Here is an 18658-nt window from a genome sequence, read left to right on the forward strand (position 1 = left end):
CATTTATACAACATTGTCCAGTGACTAGAATTAAAAATATAGACTCATTTCATTACTCGCGACGCCAACGTTCGAATAATTTACGCTGATCTGGACTCAATTTGCCATCTAGCGTATTTCGATTAGATCTACTGTTGTCTTGTTCTATTCGTTTCTTAATTTCGTGTTCGCTATTCTCTACCTCAATAAGTAATTCACGTGCAGACAGACGAAGTGCTCCCTTAGCAAATATAACATGTTGCTCGATAAGATCACTCGTTGCTACATAAATCTGGCGTCTCTTGCGACTCATTTCACCAACCAAGCGTTCAATGGTCTCATCGGCCGTTTCTTTTTCTTTCGTAAAATACACTTCAACTTTACTCTGCGAGAAGGACTTCCCTAACCCTGGAACACGATAAGCATCAAAGACTACAATAACATGCGTGCCTGTGAATGCCTGATAATCTGCCATTCGTTCAAGAAGGCGATCCCTTGCTTCCTGCATATTGATTGGCGCTAATTGTGCAAGCTCAGGCCATCCACCGATCATATTGTATGCATCAACAAGAAGCACATCTCGCAAATCTACCATACAAGGTTACCCTTGATTATGACGTCTGCGCAGCACTTCATACATAACTACTCCAGCCGCCACGGAAGCATTAAGCGAATTTATTTTACCCGCCATTGGCAACTTTACCAATACATCGCATTTTTCTTTAATCAAACGCCCCATACCTGTACCTTCGTTACCAATAACCACAGCGACAGGTCCTTCGAATACATCTGTCTCATAGAATTCCTGGACAGCCTCAACATCTGTACCTACAACCCAGACGCCCATTTCTTTCAACTTATCTATGGTTTGCCCTAAATTAGTCACTTGAGCAACAGGAACATATTCAACAGCTCCAGCAGATGTCTTAGATACTGTTGCCGTTACTTGTGCTGATCTACGTTTAGGGATTATCACACCGTGAGCCCCCGTACAATCTGCTGTACGCAAAATAGATCCCAAATTATGCGGGTCTTCGATTTCATCAAGCAATATCAAAAACGGCTTTTCACCTTTTTGTTCAGCAATCGCTATAATGTCATCAACTTCCGCATACTCGTATGGTGCAACTTGAGCAACTACCCCTTGATGTTGAACATCCGGAACTAGTGAGTCAAGCTTACGCTTGTCTACTTGCTGGATAACGACTCCGCGTTTCTTAGCTTCCGCGATAATGGGAAGTGTTAAATGCTTTTGTGCATTCTCTGAGATCCATATTTTATTAATGCTTCTTCCTGAACGAAGAGCTTCGGTTACGGAATGTTTACCCGCGATCATATCATTATTTTCCATGGTTCTTCCTCCTTCTACTGAGTTAAAATTAACTCTGTTCATCTATATATTTAATACTCAATTCAATTAATTCATCCATTCTTGCACTCTGTTTCGTATAGTACAAATAACCAATTAAAGCTTCAAAAGCTGTCGCATGACGATATTCCAGCACATCTGCATTCTTCGGGACACTTCCCGATTTGGCATTACGCCCTTGTCTTACCACATCTCGCTCATCGTCTGTTAAGATCGCATCTAAATGTGTCACAATTTTACTTTGTGCTTTGGCCGACACCATTTTAGTTGCAGAACGATGAAGATGATGCGGTCGTAGATTAGGCTTGGAAATCAGATATTGACGTACAGCTACTTCATAAAGCGAGTCTCCAATATAGGCTAATACAATCGGTGGAATCAACTTAGGCTGCTTAGAAGGGGGGAAAGGAAACCACAGATCCTTATTTCCCCCAACTAGCTCTTCATCACGCCCGCCTGTCATTTACGCCGCCAGCGCATTCCTTGCGCAGTATCTTCTAGAACAATGCCTCGGGAATCAAGTAGATCTCGAATTTCATCAGCACGACCCCAATTTTTATCCTTGCGAGCATTAACTCTTTCGACGATCAACCTTTCAATCTCTTCATCGATAAGTTCACCTTCATGGAGAGCATAAAGTCTTAGCACTTGATTCATCTCATTAAAAGCTTGAAGCAACGCATGCAAATCAACAGCCTTCACTACTGGCTCCTGCAATAAGGCATTAGCCTCATATACCCATTCAAACATAGCTGTAATCGCGTCTGGTGTATTGAAATCATCCTGCATTTTAGCATGATAAGTAGCTAGTATAGCCGTCAGTCTATCCTGCAAAGCCTCATTAACGATAGCCACCTTATCTTCCACTACTGCCGTCAAGCGATGTTTAACATTGTCTACAGCATTACGGATTCGTTCTGTACTTTTCTCCGCTTGATCAATTGTCTCATCGTTGAAATTAAGTGGATTACGATATTGGCTAGATAACATAAAGTAGCGGATGGACTCCCATTTATACTGTTTACGCAAATCTTTAACCAATATACCATTGCCTAGGGATTTGGACATTTTTTCATTATTAATGTTAATGTATCCATTATGCATCCAATAGTTAGCAAATTTCTTACCTGTTAGTGCTTCTGTCTGCGCAACTTCGCATTCATGATGTGGGAATTGTAAATCCTGTCCGCCCCCATGAATATCGATGCTATCTCCAAGGTATCTACGAGCCATAGCTGAACATTCAATATGCCATCCCGGTCTTCCATCCCCCCATGGACTAGACCAAGCTATCTCTCCTGGCTTCGCTGCCTTCCAAAGTACGAAGTCCTCTGGATGTTCTTTACGTTCATCCACCCCAATTCGGATACCAAACTGTAATTCTTCGATATTCTGGTGAGATAATTTACCATATTCTTTGAATTTATGAGTACGGTAGAATACGTCTCCACCATTCTCATAAGCAAAGTCCTTCTGCTCAAGCTCCTGAATAAATTCAAGGATAGAATCCATATTTTCCGTTACGCGTGGATTCAAAGTCGCACGAGTGAGACCAAGACCTTCAAGATCTTCGTAGTAAGCACCAATAAAAGTATCGGCTACCTCCGGTACTGTACTACCTGTTTGTTCCGCTTTACGAATTAGCTTATCATCGATATCCGTGAAGTTTACAACATAGTTCACTTCATTACCCAGTTGTTCTAGGTACGTTCGAACCACATCAAACACAATCATAGGACGTGCATTTCCGATATGAATAAAGTCGTACACGGTTGGTCCGCATACATACATTTTTACTTTGCCAGGTTCCTGTGGTACAAAGAGATCTTTATTCCGGGTCAGCGTATTATAAATTTTAAGAGCCATTGAACATATTCCTCCCGTTCTTATTCTGCTTTATTACTCGCTATAAGTAGATAATTCTTGTTCTTGTAATGGATGCCTTTCGCGCTTTACGAGGTCTAGTTCCGTACGAAGTTCCTCAATTTCCATTTGGAGTAAACGCATAGCATCGACGACTGGATCCGGTAATTGATGACTAAGACGATCAATACGTCTACCATCCCTCTTAACAATCCTACCTGGGATACCCACAACGGTACTATTTGGTGGAACCTCCTTCAGAACAACGGAGTTAGCTCCAATATTACATTGGTCGCCTACTGTAAAAGAACCCAATACTTTGGCCCCTGATGCAATGACAACATTATTCCCAATGGTAGGATGTCGTTTCCCTTTCTCCTTACCAGTTCCTCCAAGAGTTACCCCTTGATAGATCACCACATCGTCTCCTATTTCACAAGTCTCGCCAATAACGACACCCATTCCATGGTCGATAAACAATCTTTTTCCGATGGTTGCCCCCGGATGAATTTCAATGCCTGTCATAAATCGGCTACACTGTGAGATCGTACGTGCCAATGTAAACCAACGACGTTTGTACAAAGCATGGGCAACTCTTTGTGCCCAAATCGCGTGGAGTCCCGAATAGGTGAAGATAACTTCAAATAGTCGTCTAGCTGCAGGGTCGTTTTCAAATACCGCTTGGATATCTGATTTCATGTTCTTAAACATATTATTCTCCTCTTCGACGCTTTTCAGCTCTCCTTGTGCTCCCATAACACCTTATCTCTGTCATTCAACTCGCCCGCTGTAGGACTCCTCGTTCTGTGAGCATCATAGTTGTATCATCATGTATCCGTCTTAGAACTCAAAAAACGCCCCTGCAGCATACGCTGCAGAGACGTTTAACCGTGGTTCCACTCTGCTTGAGACGCTTGTTAATATTGTACCCATTAACATAACGATGCATCTCCTCTTAATGCCTTATAACGGAGGTCAATCCGGCACAACCTAACGATAGCGTAACTTTTGTTCGCTCCTTCGCTCGGTCGCGCAGCTCACAGGTGCATTTTCGATTACCGACACATAGATAACTCACAGCCATTAGGGAAAACAAATGAAATCCCCAAGGGTTATCCTCTCTGGAATATGCAAAGTAACGTACTTCTCCTGATCCTAGCTATTAACAACTATTCGTATTACTCACGATATACTATCATATCCGAATGATAAAGTTATTTGGATGTATTATAACGAAAAGACAAGGAACTGACAAGACATCAGTAACGACAACTATCTTTTCATCAAGTTATGCTTCCATCCTAGATTTGTGACTTCAACCGATTCTGTACACGATCTAATCCAAGAAGATAGATGATTTGGTTCAGATCTCGGCCATGCGTCTGTCCCGTTAACGCTACACGAATTGGCATGAACAATTGTTTACCCTTAAATCCAGTCTCTTTCTGTACTTCCTTAATAAGAACAGCCATGTTAGCTGGAGTGAAATCTTCTGTAGCTTCTACCTTTGCCAAGAATGCAGCAAGAACCGTTGGTACTTGCTCTTCCGCAAGGATCGATTTCGCTTCTTCATCTAGTTCGATATTGGAGCGGAAGAACATCTCAGACAATTCCACAATGTTAGAAGCGGAATTCAATTGTTCCTGATAAAGAGCAACCAAAGACTTCGCCCATGCTTCCTGTTCAGCATTCAACACTTCAGGCAGACACCCTGCACGTTGCAAATGTGGAATAGCAAGCTTCGCAATCCGATCTGGATCCGCATGTTTGATATAATGATTGTTCATATAAGCCAATTTATTCTGATCGAATACTGCTGGACTCTTAGACAAACGTTCTGCGTTAAAAATAGTAATTAACTCATCTTTTAAGAACATCTCTTCCTCACCCTCAGGTGACCATCCAAGCAAGGAAATAAAGTTAAATAATGCTTCCGGTAAAAAGCCCAGTTGATCATACTGTTCAATAAACTGAACGATAGACTCATCCCGCTTACTAAGCTTCTTATGATTCTCATTCACAATCAATGTCATATGCCCGAATTGCGGAGCTTCCCATCCAAGTGCTTCATATATCATCAATTGACGGGGCGTATTAGAGACGTGATCTTCACCACGTAATACATGCGAAATCTCCATCAGATGATCATCAAGCACTACAGCAAAGTTATATGTTGGAATACCATCTTTCTTCACAATAACGAAATCCCCTGTATCCTGTGTTGTAAAGGAAATCGTGCCCTTAACGATATCATTGAAAGTGTATGTTTTGTCTTCCGGTACGCGAAAACGTATACTCGCAATGCGACCTTCCGCCTCAAACGCAAGCCGTTGTTCTTCTGTTAAATCACGATGTTTACCAGAGTAACGCGGTGTTTCTCCACGAGCAGTCTGTTCTTCCCGCTCCTGTTCTAATTCCTCTTCTGTGCAGTAGCAACGATAAGCAAGGCCCTTATCAAGCAGTTCTTGCCAATAAGTACGATAAATATCCAGTCGCTCTGTCTGACGATATGGCCCATATGCCCCGCCTACATCTATACTTTCATCCCATTCAATTCCTAACCACTTCAAATATTTGAGTTGGCTTTCTTCTCCGCCTTCAACGTTACGTTTCACGTCTGTGTCTTCAATGCGAATAATAAATTGTCCACCCAAATGACGAGCATACAAATAGTTAAAAAGAGCTGTTCTTGCATTCCCAATATGTAAATGTCCTGTTGGACTAGGTGCATATCGCACGCGCACTCCACTGGTCATATCTAATTCCTCCGCTTCGTATATATCAAACCTTCACTTGTATTTCAAGATGATAGCATATCTTGGGTTAGGCATACAATAGATTGGGCGGCAATCCCCTCGCCACGACCTGTGAACCCTAACTGCTCCGTTGTTGTTGCCTTCACGTTGACTTGAGTGACATCTGCATCAAGCGCCTTCGCAATAACCTCCATCATTTGAGGAATATAAGGGGCCATTTTAGGTTTCTGAGCAATAATTGTGGAGTCTATATTACCAAGTCGATAGCCTCTCTCTTTGGCAAGATTCCAAACCTGTACTAATAATTTGAGACTGTCGGCATCTTTATAGTCAGGATCTGTATCTGGGAAGTGCTTACCAATATCACCAAGCCCAAGTGCACCAAGAATAGCATCTGTAACTGCATGCAATAGCACATCTGCATCTGAGTGTCCAACTAAACCTAACTCATACGGAATCGTGACCCCACCAATAATACACGGCCTGCCCTCAACTAGTTGATGTACATCAAAACCTTGTCCTACTCTTATCATGACTATCCCTCTCCCTTACGTTTCTCTATAAATTCAGCATATTCTAAATCATCGGGTGTTGTAATCTTGATGTTGGAATAACTCCCCTTTACGATAGCCACCGGAATACCCATTCGTTCCACTAACATAGAGTCATCCGTTCCCACAAACCCGCTTCTCTGTGCCTCTTGATGAGATCTAAGAAGATCAGAAACACGAAAAGTCTGTGGGGTCTGAATAGCCCACAGACTTTGACGATCCGGTGTCGCGACTATGATACCGGATTCATCAACTTGTTTAATTGTATCCTTCACAGGTACTGCTAATACAGCAGCCCCAGTGCGAAGTGCCCTGTGATAACATGATTCAATGTCGACTTGGTCTACAAAGGGGCGTACGCCATCATGTATCATGACCCACTCCGTCCCAATCTCTAATAAGCCCTTATAGACGGAGTGTTGTCTCTCACTTCCACCAGGAATCACTTGGATCACCTTGTCAATCTTATACTCGTGTACCCATTCTTGGACACGCCCCACATCATCCTGACCCGTTACCAGAACAATCTCTTTCACTTGAGGCATACTGTTGAATACTTCTAATGTATGAATCAAAATGGGCTTGTCCTGTAGCAACAAGTACTGTTTACTTTCAAGGGTACCCATCCGGGAACCTTTACCTGCTGATACAATAACGATCCCCAAACTGTTGTCCATAATTATACCCCTGTCTTCATTCCCAAGTATTAAGGAAATAGTTATCTCCATCATACCGTTTTTACTGGGCTTTTTCCAACAGTTTCGGTTTCGCAAATATCATTCGTCCCGCAGAGGTCTGTAATACACTCGTTACCAACACTTCCATAAGGGATCCAATATATTCACGTCCGCCCTCCACAACAATCATCGTTCCATCATCTAGATAGGCGACACCTTGTCCATGCTCTTTACCATCTTTGATTACCTGCACCATAATTTCTTCCCCAGGAAGAACAACGGGTTTGACTGCATTCGCTAGATCATTGATGTTCAGGACAGACACCCCTTGCAGCTCACATACTTTGTTCAAGTTGTAGTCGTTGGTGACCACTTTTCCCTTTAATACCTTAGCCAACTTAACAAGTTTACTATCCACTTCTGAAATTTCTTCGAAATCCCCTTCGTATATGAGTACTTTTATAGCTAATTCTTTCTGAATTTTGTTCAAAATATCCAGGCCTCTACGCCCTCGATTTCGTTTGAGTAAATCTGACGAATCTGCGATATGTTGAAGCTCTTCGAGTACAAACTCAGGAATAACAATCGTCCCCTCGATAAAACCCGTCTTGCATATATCAGCAATCCGTCCATCAATAATGACGCTTGTATCGAGTATTTTATGCTCTTCCAACATTCTTTCGTCGGATAACTCCGCACGCCCCCATCTTCCTGAGGTCCATAATGTTGCCAGTTCTTCCTTCTTCTCCATACCGACTCTAAGGCCCATATAGCCGCATATTAGAGTTATACCCACTTCTATCATTTGTCCTGCTTTCCCGAGCCACACAAGGCTAGGATACAGCAGCAAAGCCAGTAGAAGTCCACCTGTCAACCCAGCCGCCCCAGCAGTCAACTCATTCATTGGCATTTTTGAAAAGGCACCAACAATACCTTGCACTTTATCAACAACGGTTGGGTAACTCATAGAACCAATCAACATAAATAAGATCGCTCCTAATGCCGCAAAGACCAACCCTCCCCGTACAGCATCATTTTCACCAAATAAGGTTATCCATTCAGGGAATGATTTACCTAACATTTGATAAATCGTATATCCAAACCATGCACCACATAGTCCAATGAATACTAAAATAGCTTTTTTTACCATCAGTTCCACATCTCCTTCACAATATATAGCGTTTATAGATATCTTTATCCAGTATGATCCAATTCGTTGGTACCTAACCCTAATTTGCCCAATTTTTATTAATGGTTGATAAACCATCCCTTTGTTTCTTCTTTACTGTCACTTTTTAGGTTGAAAATAAACATTCCACTGGCATATAATGAATTCAATTCATAATTTACGAGGTGATTGGAAAAATGAGTACAGTCAGTTTACAGGAATTCCAAGATCAAATATCCGACCTACTGCTCCGTCACCGTAGTCTACTCGATGTGATGTCTAAAAATGGACAGAGTAGCGCATCATTGAACCGAGCTGTTGCCAAATCCATTACAGATTGTGGTTGTATCGAACTCCATGCTACCAAACAAGCATTTGAACCCGGATTAGATTTAGCATCTACTAAAGAAGTTGTAGGAAGTCACGTACATGGACACTTATGTGAGAACTGCAAAGAGATAATCAGTACCGAATTAGGTCGTAACATGTTCTACTTATCAGCTCTTTGTAACTTGCTTGAAATTAATATGGATGATGTCGTTCGAGATGAATCGAAGAAATGCTCTACTCTGGGCTTATTCAATATGTCTTAGAGGGTATTGTCCATCATGAGTAAACACAAAAAAAGCATTTATCTCACTGCCATAAGGCATGAAATAAATGCTTTTTATTTATATTTCTAGGGAATGAAAGATCTCAATGATCGGAATGAAGCGGATCTTCTTCCTTCTTTTTATGTTTACGACGTCTCAGTGATCGCTCAATGCTTTGTTTCACACCATATACCGCATATATAACAAGTGGTATAAAGATCAACTTCGATATTTGATCCGGAAAGACTACAGCGATCGCTACTGCAACAATAATAACAACAGGTGCGCCTATAACAACTTTTTTAGGTAATCCCACTTTTTTAAAATTGGGATATCTTACCGTACTAACCATCAAATAAGATAGCAAAAGCATGGCAATAATCATATAAGTATCAGAAATCTCGTTATGAAAAAGAGATAATGTTGCTAATACTCCACCAGCAGCAGGAATGGGCAATCCAACAAAATAACCTGGCATTCCTTTTCGAACATTAAATCGAGCTAAACGAAGTGCACCACACATCGGAAATATGGCCGTAGCACTCCAAGCAATTGGGTCTGGTATACCTTGCATTGTAACCATATACATAATAAGTGCAGGTGCTGCACCAAAAGAAATAACATCCGAAAGGGAATCTAATTCTTTCCCGAACTCGCTTTGCACATGAAGTGCTCTTGCCACGCGACCATCTAGGCCATCAAGTAGCATCGCTATAATAATCATGATTGCAGCCATACTGTATTTTTCATTCAGCGCCATCATCATCGCAATCATTCCGAGAGCTAGATTACCTAAAGTAAACATATTCGGAATTGACTTCGTTATCATTTATTCACCTCAATTTGTTCAATATACCCCATATCATCCATTGATTGTATGGTATTTACACTTGCCTGTCAATGAATACTTGCTCTTGTAATCGTATAAGACCCTCCTTGATATTTCGAGCTCTAACCTCTCCAATACCATCCACTTCATCCAACTGTTCAATTGTGGCAGTCATAATTTGTGGCAATTGTTCGAACCGCTCTAGAAGATTATGAATGATTACATTAGGCAATCTTGGTATTTTATTCAAGACTCTATATCCGCGTGGAACGACTGACTCCTCTGATGTCACAAATGATGTCGGATAGCCTAATAATCGAGTGATATAGTGGAGATCCAGTAATTCATCATCCGAGGCACGTTTGAGTCCCGCAATAATCTCACGAATCTTATCTTCGTTATCGTCACGGGCATAGTCTCTAAATAATAACCAAGCTTCTACTTCCATATTACTTACTAGTTCTTCCATCTGTAAGCTGATTAGACGCCCCTCATTACCCAATTCCGTAATGTAACGTTTAATCTCTGTCTTGATGCGAAGTACCATCTCTACACGTTGAATCACATTCACTACTTCTGGAATCGTTACGAGTTCTTCGAACTCGGATGCCGATAAATTAGTGAGTGATTGATTCAAGACAGCTCTATATCTCTCTAAAGTCTGTATAGCTTGATTGGCTTTGGTAAGAATAACACCAATCTCTTTAAGTGAATAACGTAATACGCCCTGATACAAGGTAATTATATTACGACGTTGCGAGATGGAGACCACTAACTTACCTGTTTGCTTAGCCACACGTTCTGCTGTTCTATGCCGAATGCCCGTCTCAGAGGATGCAATGGAGGAGTCAGGGATTAGCTGCGTATTTGCATACAATATCCTCTTGAGGTCCTCACTCAATATTATGGCTCCATCCATCTTGGCCAATTCGTATAAATAATTGGGCGAGAAATCACAGTTAATTGAGAAACCTCCATCCACTACCTCCATAACTTCCGGACTATAGCCAACAACGATTAGCGCTCCCGTTTTCGCACGTAATACATTTTCCAGACCATCCCTAAAGGCTGTTCCAGGTGCAACTAATCTTAGTAAATCATTCATTATATCTACTTGATTACTCTCTTTCATCATTAAATGCCCCCTAATTTAACGCAACAGCAAGTGCTTGTGCCACAATAGTTACACTCGTAGACTCCATTTATTTAGGATGTCTCCATACCTTCAAACTCTTATCGAGCATCATCCCACAGCTATTTCCAAATCTACTGCAGGTTCGTCAAATTTCACGCCACCGGCACTCTTTTGAGATAGCAATCTTGATTCTGAAGGAACATTTATATTATATAATTCCTAATCAAAATTCATGCTGTTTTACATTAAGATAGACACTCTAAATCCAACAACTCATGAGAACGCCCAAATGCTAAATCCATACATCTAAGTATAACGGATAATTTCTAGCCTTTAACATAAAACTGTTAACGGTTAGAAAAACATCCTCATTCTTCCTCATCCCAAGGAGCACGTTGACTCCCACCTTTGGAAGTAGAAGTTCCAAATACAGATTGGATCACTTGGCTTAACGTCTTACATGGAATAACCTTGATTTTAGAAAATGTCGTTGTACTCTTCAATCCGTTAAACGCAACATACACACGTTTGAATCCCATTCGTTCAAGTTCCTTAATACGTAATTCTAAGGTAGGTACTTTCTTCAACTCACCCGTTAATCCAATATCGGCAATAAATACGGTATCATTAGGAATTCCTTTATTCTTGTATGAAGACACAATACTCATAATTGCAGCTAAGTTGGAGGATTGTTCTTTCAATCGAATACCACCTGTAGTTTTCACTACAACATTCTTATCGTGTAAAGGGATACCCGCTCTTTGTTCCATGATGCTTATGAGTGTATTTACATGGTCTTTCTTTAAACATTCTGCAATTCGACTCGGATACGGCATAAACGTTGATGATACCAAGCTCTCTATCTCAAGAATAATGGGCCTGGTTCCTTCTTTAACGACAGTTAATGCACTACCGCTAATCACATCATTATCATCTCTTTGCGTCATAAAGAATTCGGATGGATTATCGACGGCTGTCATTCCTTGCTCGCCCATTGAGAAAAAACCAATTTCCCCAGAACTTCCATAACGATTCTTAGAAGAAAATAGCATTTTCAACTCTTCGCCTTCTTCTCCCTCGAGAATAAGAACAGTATCAACCAAATGTTCTAATGCTCTCAAACCGGCCAGTTCGTTATCTTTGGTCATCTGTCCAACCATAATAATGGCTCTTGGTCTTTGCGCATCTTTGGCAATTTTCAAGAGCGTATTCGCACATTCCATAGTTTGCGTAGGAGAACCAGGTCTTTGAGGGTACTCATCCAATACAAAAGTTTGAATACTATCGATGATAATAACATCGGGGTCAATTTGATCAATACAACCTAACACGTTGTTCAAGCTATTATCAGAGTAGACCCATACGTCCTTATGCATATCTTGCAGCACACGTTCTGCTCTTGTTTTGATCTGTGAGTCACTTTCCTCACCAGAAGCATATAGCACTTTTAATCCTTGCTTTGCCATATCATCGGATATTTGTAACAAGAGGGTTGATTTACCCGCCCCTGGAATAGCAGTAATAATCGTAATCGAATCTTTTACAATTCCCCCGCCCATCACACGGTTAAATTCATTGTATTTCGTGATAATCCTATCACTGTTTTGAGATATGGTATCGGTTAGCCGGTTTACTTTAACATTTTTCTTCTTACTGATAGTCTTTTGTCCACCCGTTACATCGCCAATCTCTTCTTCTTCAAGCGTATTCCATTCTCGACAATCATTACACGAACCTTGCCATTTTATATGCTCATGACCACAACTCGTACACTTATATATTGTTTTCTTTTTCATATTAAAATTCACTTCCTCGGTTAATCAAATCATATTTAAAATAGCCATATTTAGTAGACGGCAAGCCATCTATATCTATATATCGAATAGTTTACATAAAAAGTTTACATCTCTTCTTATAATAACTCAAAAGACAAGCGATTACCCACAAAAAATAGTGCCCTTCATTTACTGAAGAGCACTACTTCATGATTACATCATAGCCAATTGTATTTACTATTCTGAAGTAACAGAAGGATCTTGTTTCTCTACAGTCAATCCTTCTTCTCCCTTATCGATGATTAAGGAATCACCTTTACTTATTTTACCGGCTAACAATTCTTCAGATAAACGATCTTCAATATGTTTTTGGATCGCTCTACGAAGTGGACGTGCACCAAAGGCAGGGTCATAACCCTCTTTAGCTAAGAAAGCTTTAGCTTCATCTGTTAAGATGAATTGCACATCAAATTCTTTAAGCCGTTTACGAAGTTCCTCTGACATCAGTGTTACGATCTGCGCGATATGTTTCTCTTCTAACGAATGGAATACAATGATTTCATCAATCCGGTTCAAGAATTCTGGGCGGAAAGTCTTCTTAAGTTCCCCCATTACTTTTTCCTTCATGTTGGAATACTCTGCTCCCCCGTCATGAACTGCCGTGAAACCTAACGTCGAGTTACGCTTGAGGGCTTCAGCACCTACGTTAGAAGTCATAATAATTAGTGTATTACGGAAGTCAACGACACGACCTTTAGAATCAGTTAATCGACCATCTTCAAGTACTTGTAATAAGATATTAAATACTTCTGGGTGTGCCTTCTCAATCTCATCTAATAGTACGACAGAGTATGGTTTACGACGAACTTTCTCCGTTAGTTGGCCACCTTCTTCATAACCTACGTAGCCTGGAGGAGCTCCAACAAGACGAGATGTGGAGTGTTTCTCCATATATTCAGACATATCGATTCGTACGATAGCATTCTCATCGCCGAATAAGGCATCCGCCAAAGCACGAGCTAATTCTGTCTTACCTACACCCGTTGGTCCAAGGAAAACAAATGAACCTATAGGTCGTTTAGGATCTTTAAGTCCTGCACGAGCACGACGAACCGCTCTACTTACAGATTTCACTGCTTCTTCTTGACCAATTAGACGTTCATGCAGAATCGACTCCATATTCAGAAGGCGTTGAGTCTCTTCTTCCTTAAGCTTACTAACTGGAATTCCAGTCCAGCTCGCAACGATTTGAGCAATGTCATCTGGAGTAACTTCAGAATCCGTACTACCTTGTTTCTCTTTCCACTGATTCTTCGTGATATCCAGTTCTTCACGAACCTTTTGTTCTGTATCACGTAAAGCAGCAGCCTTTTCAAATTCTTGACTCTGGACAGAAGCATCCTTTTCCTTACGGATATCTTCAAGGCGGCTTTCTAATTCTTTCAAATTAGGTGGAATCGTGTATGAATGCAATCTAACCTTCGAACCCGCCTCATCGATCAAATCGATCGCTTTATCTGGTAAGAACCGATCTGGAATATAGCGATCAGACAATTTAACAGCCTCTACAATCGCTTCATCCGTAATCTTCACACGGTGATGTGCTTCATAACGATCACGTAACCCAAATAGAATTTGAACAGCTTCTTCTGGCGACGGTTGATCAACCGTAATCGGCTGGAATCTACGCTCTAAGGCAGCATCTTTCTCAATATACTTACGATATTCATCAAGTGTTGTTGCCCCTATGCACTGTAACTCACCACGAGCAAGGGATGGCTTCAGAATGTTAGAGGCATCAATTGCACCCTCAGCTCCACCAGCACCAATCAACGTATGCAACTCATCAATGAAAAGAATGATGTTACCCGCTTGGCGAACTTCATCCATAATCTTCTTCAAACGATCTTCAAATTCACCACGATATTTAGTTCCTGCAACAACCGATCCCATGTCAAGCGTCATAACACGCTTATCACGAAGGGTCTCTGGAATTTCATTATTAATAATTTTCTGTGCAAGTCCTTCAGCAATCGCTGTCTTACCAACCCCTGGTTCCCCAATTAGGACCGGATTGTTCTTCGTACGACGACTAAGAACTTGAATAACTCTCTCAATTTCCTTACTACGACCAATCACAGGATCAAGATTGCCTTCTTTAGCGTAAGCAGTTAAATCACGCGCTAAGCTATCCAATGTTGGTGTATTCACATTTGCTTGTGCACCATTGTGGCTAGATACAGCTTCACTGCTACCCAACAGTTGTAGCACTTGTTGACGTGCTTTATTTAAGCTAATCCCCAAATTATTCAACACTCTTGCAGCGACACCTTCGCCTTCACGAATTAAACCAAGCAATATATGTTCTGTCCCTACGTAGGTATGTCCAAGCTTACGAGCCTCATCCATTGAAAGTTCAATAACTTTCTTAGCACGAGGTGTATAGGCAATATTAGTTGGTTGTTCTTGCCCTCGACCAATGAGTGTCTCCACTTCATCTTGAATCTTCTCGAGTCCTAGACCTAGACCAATTAGAGCCTTGGCAGCAATGCCATCTCCTTCACGAATAAGACCAAGCAATATATGCTCTGTACCTATATTATTGTGTCCTAGACGAACTGCTTCTTCTTGAGCCAAAGCAAGCACTTTCTGCGCACGTTCTGTAAATCTCCCGAACATCATATTCTCCTACACCTCCATGAATTTTGAAACCCTTTTATATTTAGATCTATAAATGATCCTTTTGCGAACGTAACTTCTCCCTAATTAATTGGGCTCGATAGACGTCACGTTCTTCGTTCCCCATAATTTCCCCGAATGTCTTTTGAAGAAACCCCGGCTGCGTCATCACATTCAACTCATTCATCACTGGCGTTGAAGGACCTTTAATAATGCCAAGATCAACCCCCAGACGAACATCTGATAAACGCTGAGCGGCTTCCTTCGAATCAATAATTTCTGCATATGACAAAATACCATAGGAACGCTTTACCCGATCAGTCATGCGGAGCTTAGATTCATTAAGCAATCGTTCACGAGCATTCTTCTCGTGCTCAATAATTTGTAATACGACACTGTGCAGATTATCGATGATTTCGTTCTCCGTCTGCCCTAGCGTGATTTGATTGGATATTTGAAATATATTACCCACTGCTTCGCTACCTTCACCATAAATTCCTCTAACCGTTAGCCCTACTTGGGATACTGCAGACAATATTCGATTGATTTGTTGTGTCATTACCAGTGCTGGTAAATGCATCATAACTGAAGCTCTGAGCCCCGTTCCTACATTTGTTGGACAACTCGTTAGGTAACCCCTCGTATCATCGAATGCATAATCGATATGAGCCTCAAAAATATCATCGATTGCTGTTGCTTTCTCCCACGCATCACGAACTTGAAATCCAGGATATAAACATTGAATGCGAAGATGGTCTTCTTCGTTAACCATAATACTTATAGATTCATCTTCACTAAGAATAACAGCACCATAATGTGATTCGTCTGCTAAACTGGGACTAATCAGATGCTTCTCAACAAGAACTTTTTTGTCTAATGGTGAAATATCATTTAAGTTAAGCATATAAAAAGTACCGAATGATTGTAAATCATCATACTTCTCCATGTCGGTAAGACGCTCAAGCACTTCTATAGACTGCTCATTTGTGGCAACCAAAGGAAATGGAAGGCACTGCAAATTACGAGCTACCCTTACACGACTACTGATGGCAATATCGGAATCATTTGCGTTACCGAGCATCCAGTCGCTGAGTGCTTTTTCGGTAAACCGGAGATTTGGCATCACGCATTCCTCCTTCTTGAAAGAACTTTACTATTCTAACAATCCCTTTTCGAGTTCCCTAATCTGATCACGTAGTGTAGCTGCTGCTTCAAATTCTTCTTCTATGATTCGCTTCTGTAGCTCCGCTTTGAGATCATCTAGTTGACGTTTAACCTGTATTTGGCTGCCGCCTCTCTTTGGGATCTTACCAACATGAGTTGTACTTCCGTGGACTTTTTTGAATAATGGATTTAAACGTTCATTGAAATATTCATAGCATGAACTACATCCAAAACGTCCTGCTTTACTAAATTGCGTATATGTCATTCCACATTCTTCACAACGCAGGGGTTGAGCAGCTTTCGAAGCTCCGGATTGAACTTTACTAGCTGTGTCAAAATCAATAAGCCCTGACAGCAAGCTATGTATTGAGAATCCTCCTGAGGTTCCAGGAACAATCTCTCCTTTTTCCCTTGCGCATGATTCACAAATATGAAATTCTGTCTTCTCTCCGTTCACAATTTTTGTGAAATGAAGAGTTGCCTGTCTTGTTCCACATTCTTGACAATGCACGTCGATGTACCTCGCTTTCTTCGTAGGTCATTTACCTAATAAAGAGATCAACATCGCTAACATCATTCTGGCACGAATCTCATCCCGGTAAGGAAGTTTGATCATGAGGCATTCCCTGGATATCGCTGCACGCATTAAATTTGCTTCGCGTTTGTTAAGGAAACAAGACCCCTCCAGTTGATAGATCAGCCCTTCCGCCGTCGTCTGGTCAATACCCTCGCCAATGGTCTGTCGGAGATGGATATGAAGATCAGAGTGTTCTGGAAGATCAATTCGTTGTATCCGAATGTAACCTCCCCCACCTCGCTTACTCTCCACAAGATAACCCTTCTCCAACGTAAAGCGAGTACTTATGACATAATTGATCTGTGAAGGAACACAGTCAAATCTCTCAGCCAGATCATTGCGTTGAATTTCCACAGTTCCTTCGGGACTTTCATGCAAAATATTCTTCAGATATTGTTCAATAATATCAGAAATATTACGCATCACTCATCCTCCACTATTAAAACATTAAGCCAATAATAATCCTCGCTAACAGCATATGCATATAACATCTCTGTTGACTTTGACTTTCTTTGACTTTGTTAATATTATATCATATTCTTGTATTTTGCCAAGGGGTGAGATTATTTTTAGTGTGGACTTGTGGATAGAATAATATTCTCCTGTGGGTTATTCTTTTTTTATTTCAAAGATTAGGTATTTCGTACACAGCTGTGCACACTTTGTTGACAACCACCGCTTTTTCCACTCAATACTTCTCAATTATCCCTGAAGGTTTACAAATACGGTAATATATTTCAACTTTATTAACAACTCATACACATATTAAGCTCAAGAGCCTTCTCTTATCGTTGCGTGCATACGTGTTATCCACTAATTATTCACTAAATATCTTCCATAGTACATAAAATTAGAGTTTCACTATGAAATGTTCGAAGTTTGACATCATTTTACGGGACTTATTTCTATTAAGTGGATGATAATATCCTTTATTGCTATATTAAACGAAATTTTGCTAGTTTATTCAGCTATCTCTTCATCAATATGTATTTATAAATCTTAATTAGATATAGAAATTGAGAAACTCTACTCAGGTTATCCCCAAACCATCTATAAGTCATATTCACTGGGCCTCTATTTCTTTGGGAATACATCAAATCACTTAAAAAATCAGAAAAAAAACCACCGTTGATCGAAATCAACAGTGATTCTTGTGCTTGGCGACGTCCTACTCTCCCAGGACCCTGCGGTCCAAGTACCATCGGCGCTGGAGGGCTTAACGGTCGTGTTCGGGATGGGTACGTGTGGAACCCCTCCGCTATCGCCACCAAACATGATTTTTCGAAGCTTATGCTTCTCGAAATCGCTGCTAGAAAATATCAGTCCTTAAAAAAGACATGCAGCTTAATTCAAGGTTTAATCCTTGAAAACTAGATACGAATGAATTTGCAGTTCGAAACTTGCATTTGCTCCTGAAGCCTAAACTTCAGAATATTAGGATAAGCCCTCGACCGATTAGTATTGGTCAGCTCCATGCATTGCTGCACTTCCACCTCCAACCTATCTACCTCGTCGTCTTCAAGGGGTCTTACTAATTGGGAAA

The 18658-nt window shown here is 40.9% G+C and carries 17 protein-coding genes and 2 rRNA genes; 1 reads left to right on the forward strand and 18 read right to left on the reverse strand.

Going from position 1 to position 18658, the window contains the following annotated elements:
* Window positions 1–52: 52 nt before the first annotated feature.
* From PBAT_RS16130 to PBAT_RS16170, 9 genes are all read right to left on the reverse strand, one after another.
* The gene (locus tag PBAT_RS16130) at window positions 53–574 is read right to left on the reverse strand and encodes an NYN domain-containing protein (protein ID WP_068650949.1); all 522 of its coding nucleotides are present in this window, start codon (window positions 572–574) and stop codon (window positions 53–55) included.
* A gap of 6 nt (window positions 575–580) precedes the next feature.
* On the reverse strand, window positions 581–1330 hold the full coding sequence (gene rlmB / locus PBAT_RS16135; protein WP_068650950.1) for a 23S rRNA (guanosine(2251)-2'-O)-methyltransferase RlmB: 750 nt from the start codon (window positions 1328–1330) through the stop codon (window positions 581–583).
* A 28-nt stretch (window positions 1331–1358) separates the two neighbouring features.
* On the reverse strand, window positions 1359–1811 hold the full coding sequence (locus PBAT_RS16140) for a Mini-ribonuclease 3 (RefSeq protein ID WP_068650951.1): 453 nt from the start codon (window positions 1809–1811) through the stop codon (window positions 1359–1361).
* On the reverse strand, window positions 1808–3214 hold the full coding sequence (gene cysS / locus PBAT_RS16145; RefSeq protein ID WP_068650952.1) for a cysteine--tRNA ligase: 1407 nt from the start codon (window positions 3212–3214) through the stop codon (window positions 1808–1810). The genes PBAT_RS16140 and cysS overlap by 4 nt, the downstream gene beginning before the upstream one ends.
* A 33-nt stretch (window positions 3215–3247) precedes the next feature.
* The gene (gene epsC / locus PBAT_RS16150) at window positions 3248–3967 is read right to left on the reverse strand and encodes a serine O-acetyltransferase EpsC (protein ID WP_084403146.1); all 720 of its coding nucleotides are present in this window, start codon (window positions 3965–3967) and stop codon (window positions 3248–3250) included.
* Between the two features lie 545 nt (window positions 3968–4512).
* Window positions 4513–5967 carry a glutamate--tRNA ligase gene (gltX, locus tag PBAT_RS16155; RefSeq protein ID WP_068650953.1) on the reverse strand — a complete coding sequence of 485 codons (1455 nt, stop codon included), beginning with the start codon at window positions 5965–5967 and terminating at the stop codon, window positions 4513–4515.
* A 44-nt stretch (window positions 5968–6011) separates the two neighbouring features.
* Entirely contained in the window at window positions 6012–6500 is a 489-nt protein-coding gene (gene ispF / locus PBAT_RS16160; RefSeq protein ID WP_068650954.1) for a 2-C-methyl-D-erythritol 2,4-cyclodiphosphate synthase, read from the reverse strand.
* A 2-nt stretch (window positions 6501–6502) separates the two neighbouring features.
* The gene (gene ispD, locus PBAT_RS16165; RefSeq protein WP_068650955.1) at window positions 6503–7195 is read right to left on the reverse strand and encodes a 2-C-methyl-D-erythritol 4-phosphate cytidylyltransferase; all 693 of its coding nucleotides are present in this window, start codon (window positions 7193–7195) and stop codon (window positions 6503–6505) included.
* 61 nt (window positions 7196–7256) lie between these two features.
* On the reverse strand, window positions 7257–8345 hold the full coding sequence (locus PBAT_RS16170) for a PIN/TRAM domain-containing protein (RefSeq protein WP_068650956.1): 1089 nt from the start codon (window positions 8343–8345) through the stop codon (window positions 7257–7259).
* A 215-nt stretch (window positions 8346–8560) separates the two neighbouring features.
* On the opposite strand from PBAT_RS16170, the gene PBAT_RS16175 reads away from it, so the two are divergent.
* Window positions 8561–8956 carry a nucleoside triphosphate pyrophosphohydrolase family protein gene (locus PBAT_RS16175; protein WP_068650957.1) on the forward strand — a complete coding sequence of 132 codons (396 nt, stop codon included), beginning with the start codon at window positions 8561–8563 and terminating at the stop codon, window positions 8954–8956.
* Between the two features lie 103 nt (window positions 8957–9059).
* On the opposite strand, the gene pssA is transcribed toward PBAT_RS16175, so the two are convergent.
* The 9 genes from pssA to PBAT_RS16220 form a co-directional block, all read right to left on the reverse strand.
* The gene (pssA, locus tag PBAT_RS16180) at window positions 9060–9785 is read right to left on the reverse strand and encodes a CDP-diacylglycerol--serine O-phosphatidyltransferase (protein WP_068650958.1); all 726 of its coding nucleotides are present in this window, start codon (window positions 9783–9785) and stop codon (window positions 9060–9062) included.
* A gap of 55 nt (window positions 9786–9840) precedes the next feature.
* The gene (gene disA, locus PBAT_RS16185; RefSeq protein ID WP_068650964.1) at window positions 9841–10917 is read right to left on the reverse strand and encodes a DNA integrity scanning diadenylate cyclase DisA; all 1077 of its coding nucleotides are present in this window, start codon (window positions 10915–10917) and stop codon (window positions 9841–9843) included.
* Between the two features lie 371 nt (window positions 10918–11288).
* On the reverse strand, window positions 11289–12716 hold the full coding sequence (gene radA / locus PBAT_RS16190; protein ID WP_068650959.1) for a DNA repair protein RadA: 1428 nt from the start codon (window positions 12714–12716) through the stop codon (window positions 11289–11291).
* A gap of 216 nt (window positions 12717–12932) precedes the next feature.
* On the reverse strand, window positions 12933–15377 hold the full coding sequence (clpC, locus tag PBAT_RS16195) for an ATP-dependent protease ATP-binding subunit ClpC (RefSeq protein WP_068650960.1): 2445 nt from the start codon (window positions 15375–15377) through the stop codon (window positions 12933–12935).
* Window positions 15378–15423: 46 nt separating this feature from the next.
* Window positions 15424–16497, reverse strand: coding sequence for a protein-arginine kinase McsB (locus PBAT_RS16200; RefSeq protein WP_068650961.1), 1074 nt, complete (start codon window positions 16495–16497; stop codon window positions 15424–15426).
* Window positions 16498–16527: 30 nt separating this feature from the next.
* Window positions 16528–17049 carry a protein-arginine kinase activator protein McsA gene (locus PBAT_RS16205; RefSeq protein WP_068650962.1) on the reverse strand — a complete coding sequence of 174 codons (522 nt, stop codon included), beginning with the start codon at window positions 17047–17049 and terminating at the stop codon, window positions 16528–16530.
* Between the two features lie 27 nt (window positions 17050–17076).
* A complete protein-coding gene (locus tag PBAT_RS16210; protein WP_068591096.1) occupies window positions 17077–17538 on the reverse strand; it encodes a CtsR family transcriptional regulator in 462 nt (153 codons plus the stop codon).
* Window positions 17539–18270: 732 nt separating this feature from the next.
* A 5S ribosomal RNA gene (gene rrf, locus PBAT_RS16215) occupies window positions 18271–18387 on the reverse strand.
* A 163-nt stretch (window positions 18388–18550) separates the two neighbouring features.
* A 23S ribosomal RNA gene (locus tag PBAT_RS16220) occupies window positions 18551–18658 on the reverse strand; the annotation flags it as partial.

It is taken from the genome of Paenibacillus antarcticus, from assembly GCF_001637225.1.
GTDB lineage: Bacteria > Bacillota > Bacilli > Paenibacillales > Paenibacillaceae > Paenibacillus_AQ > Paenibacillus_AQ antarcticus.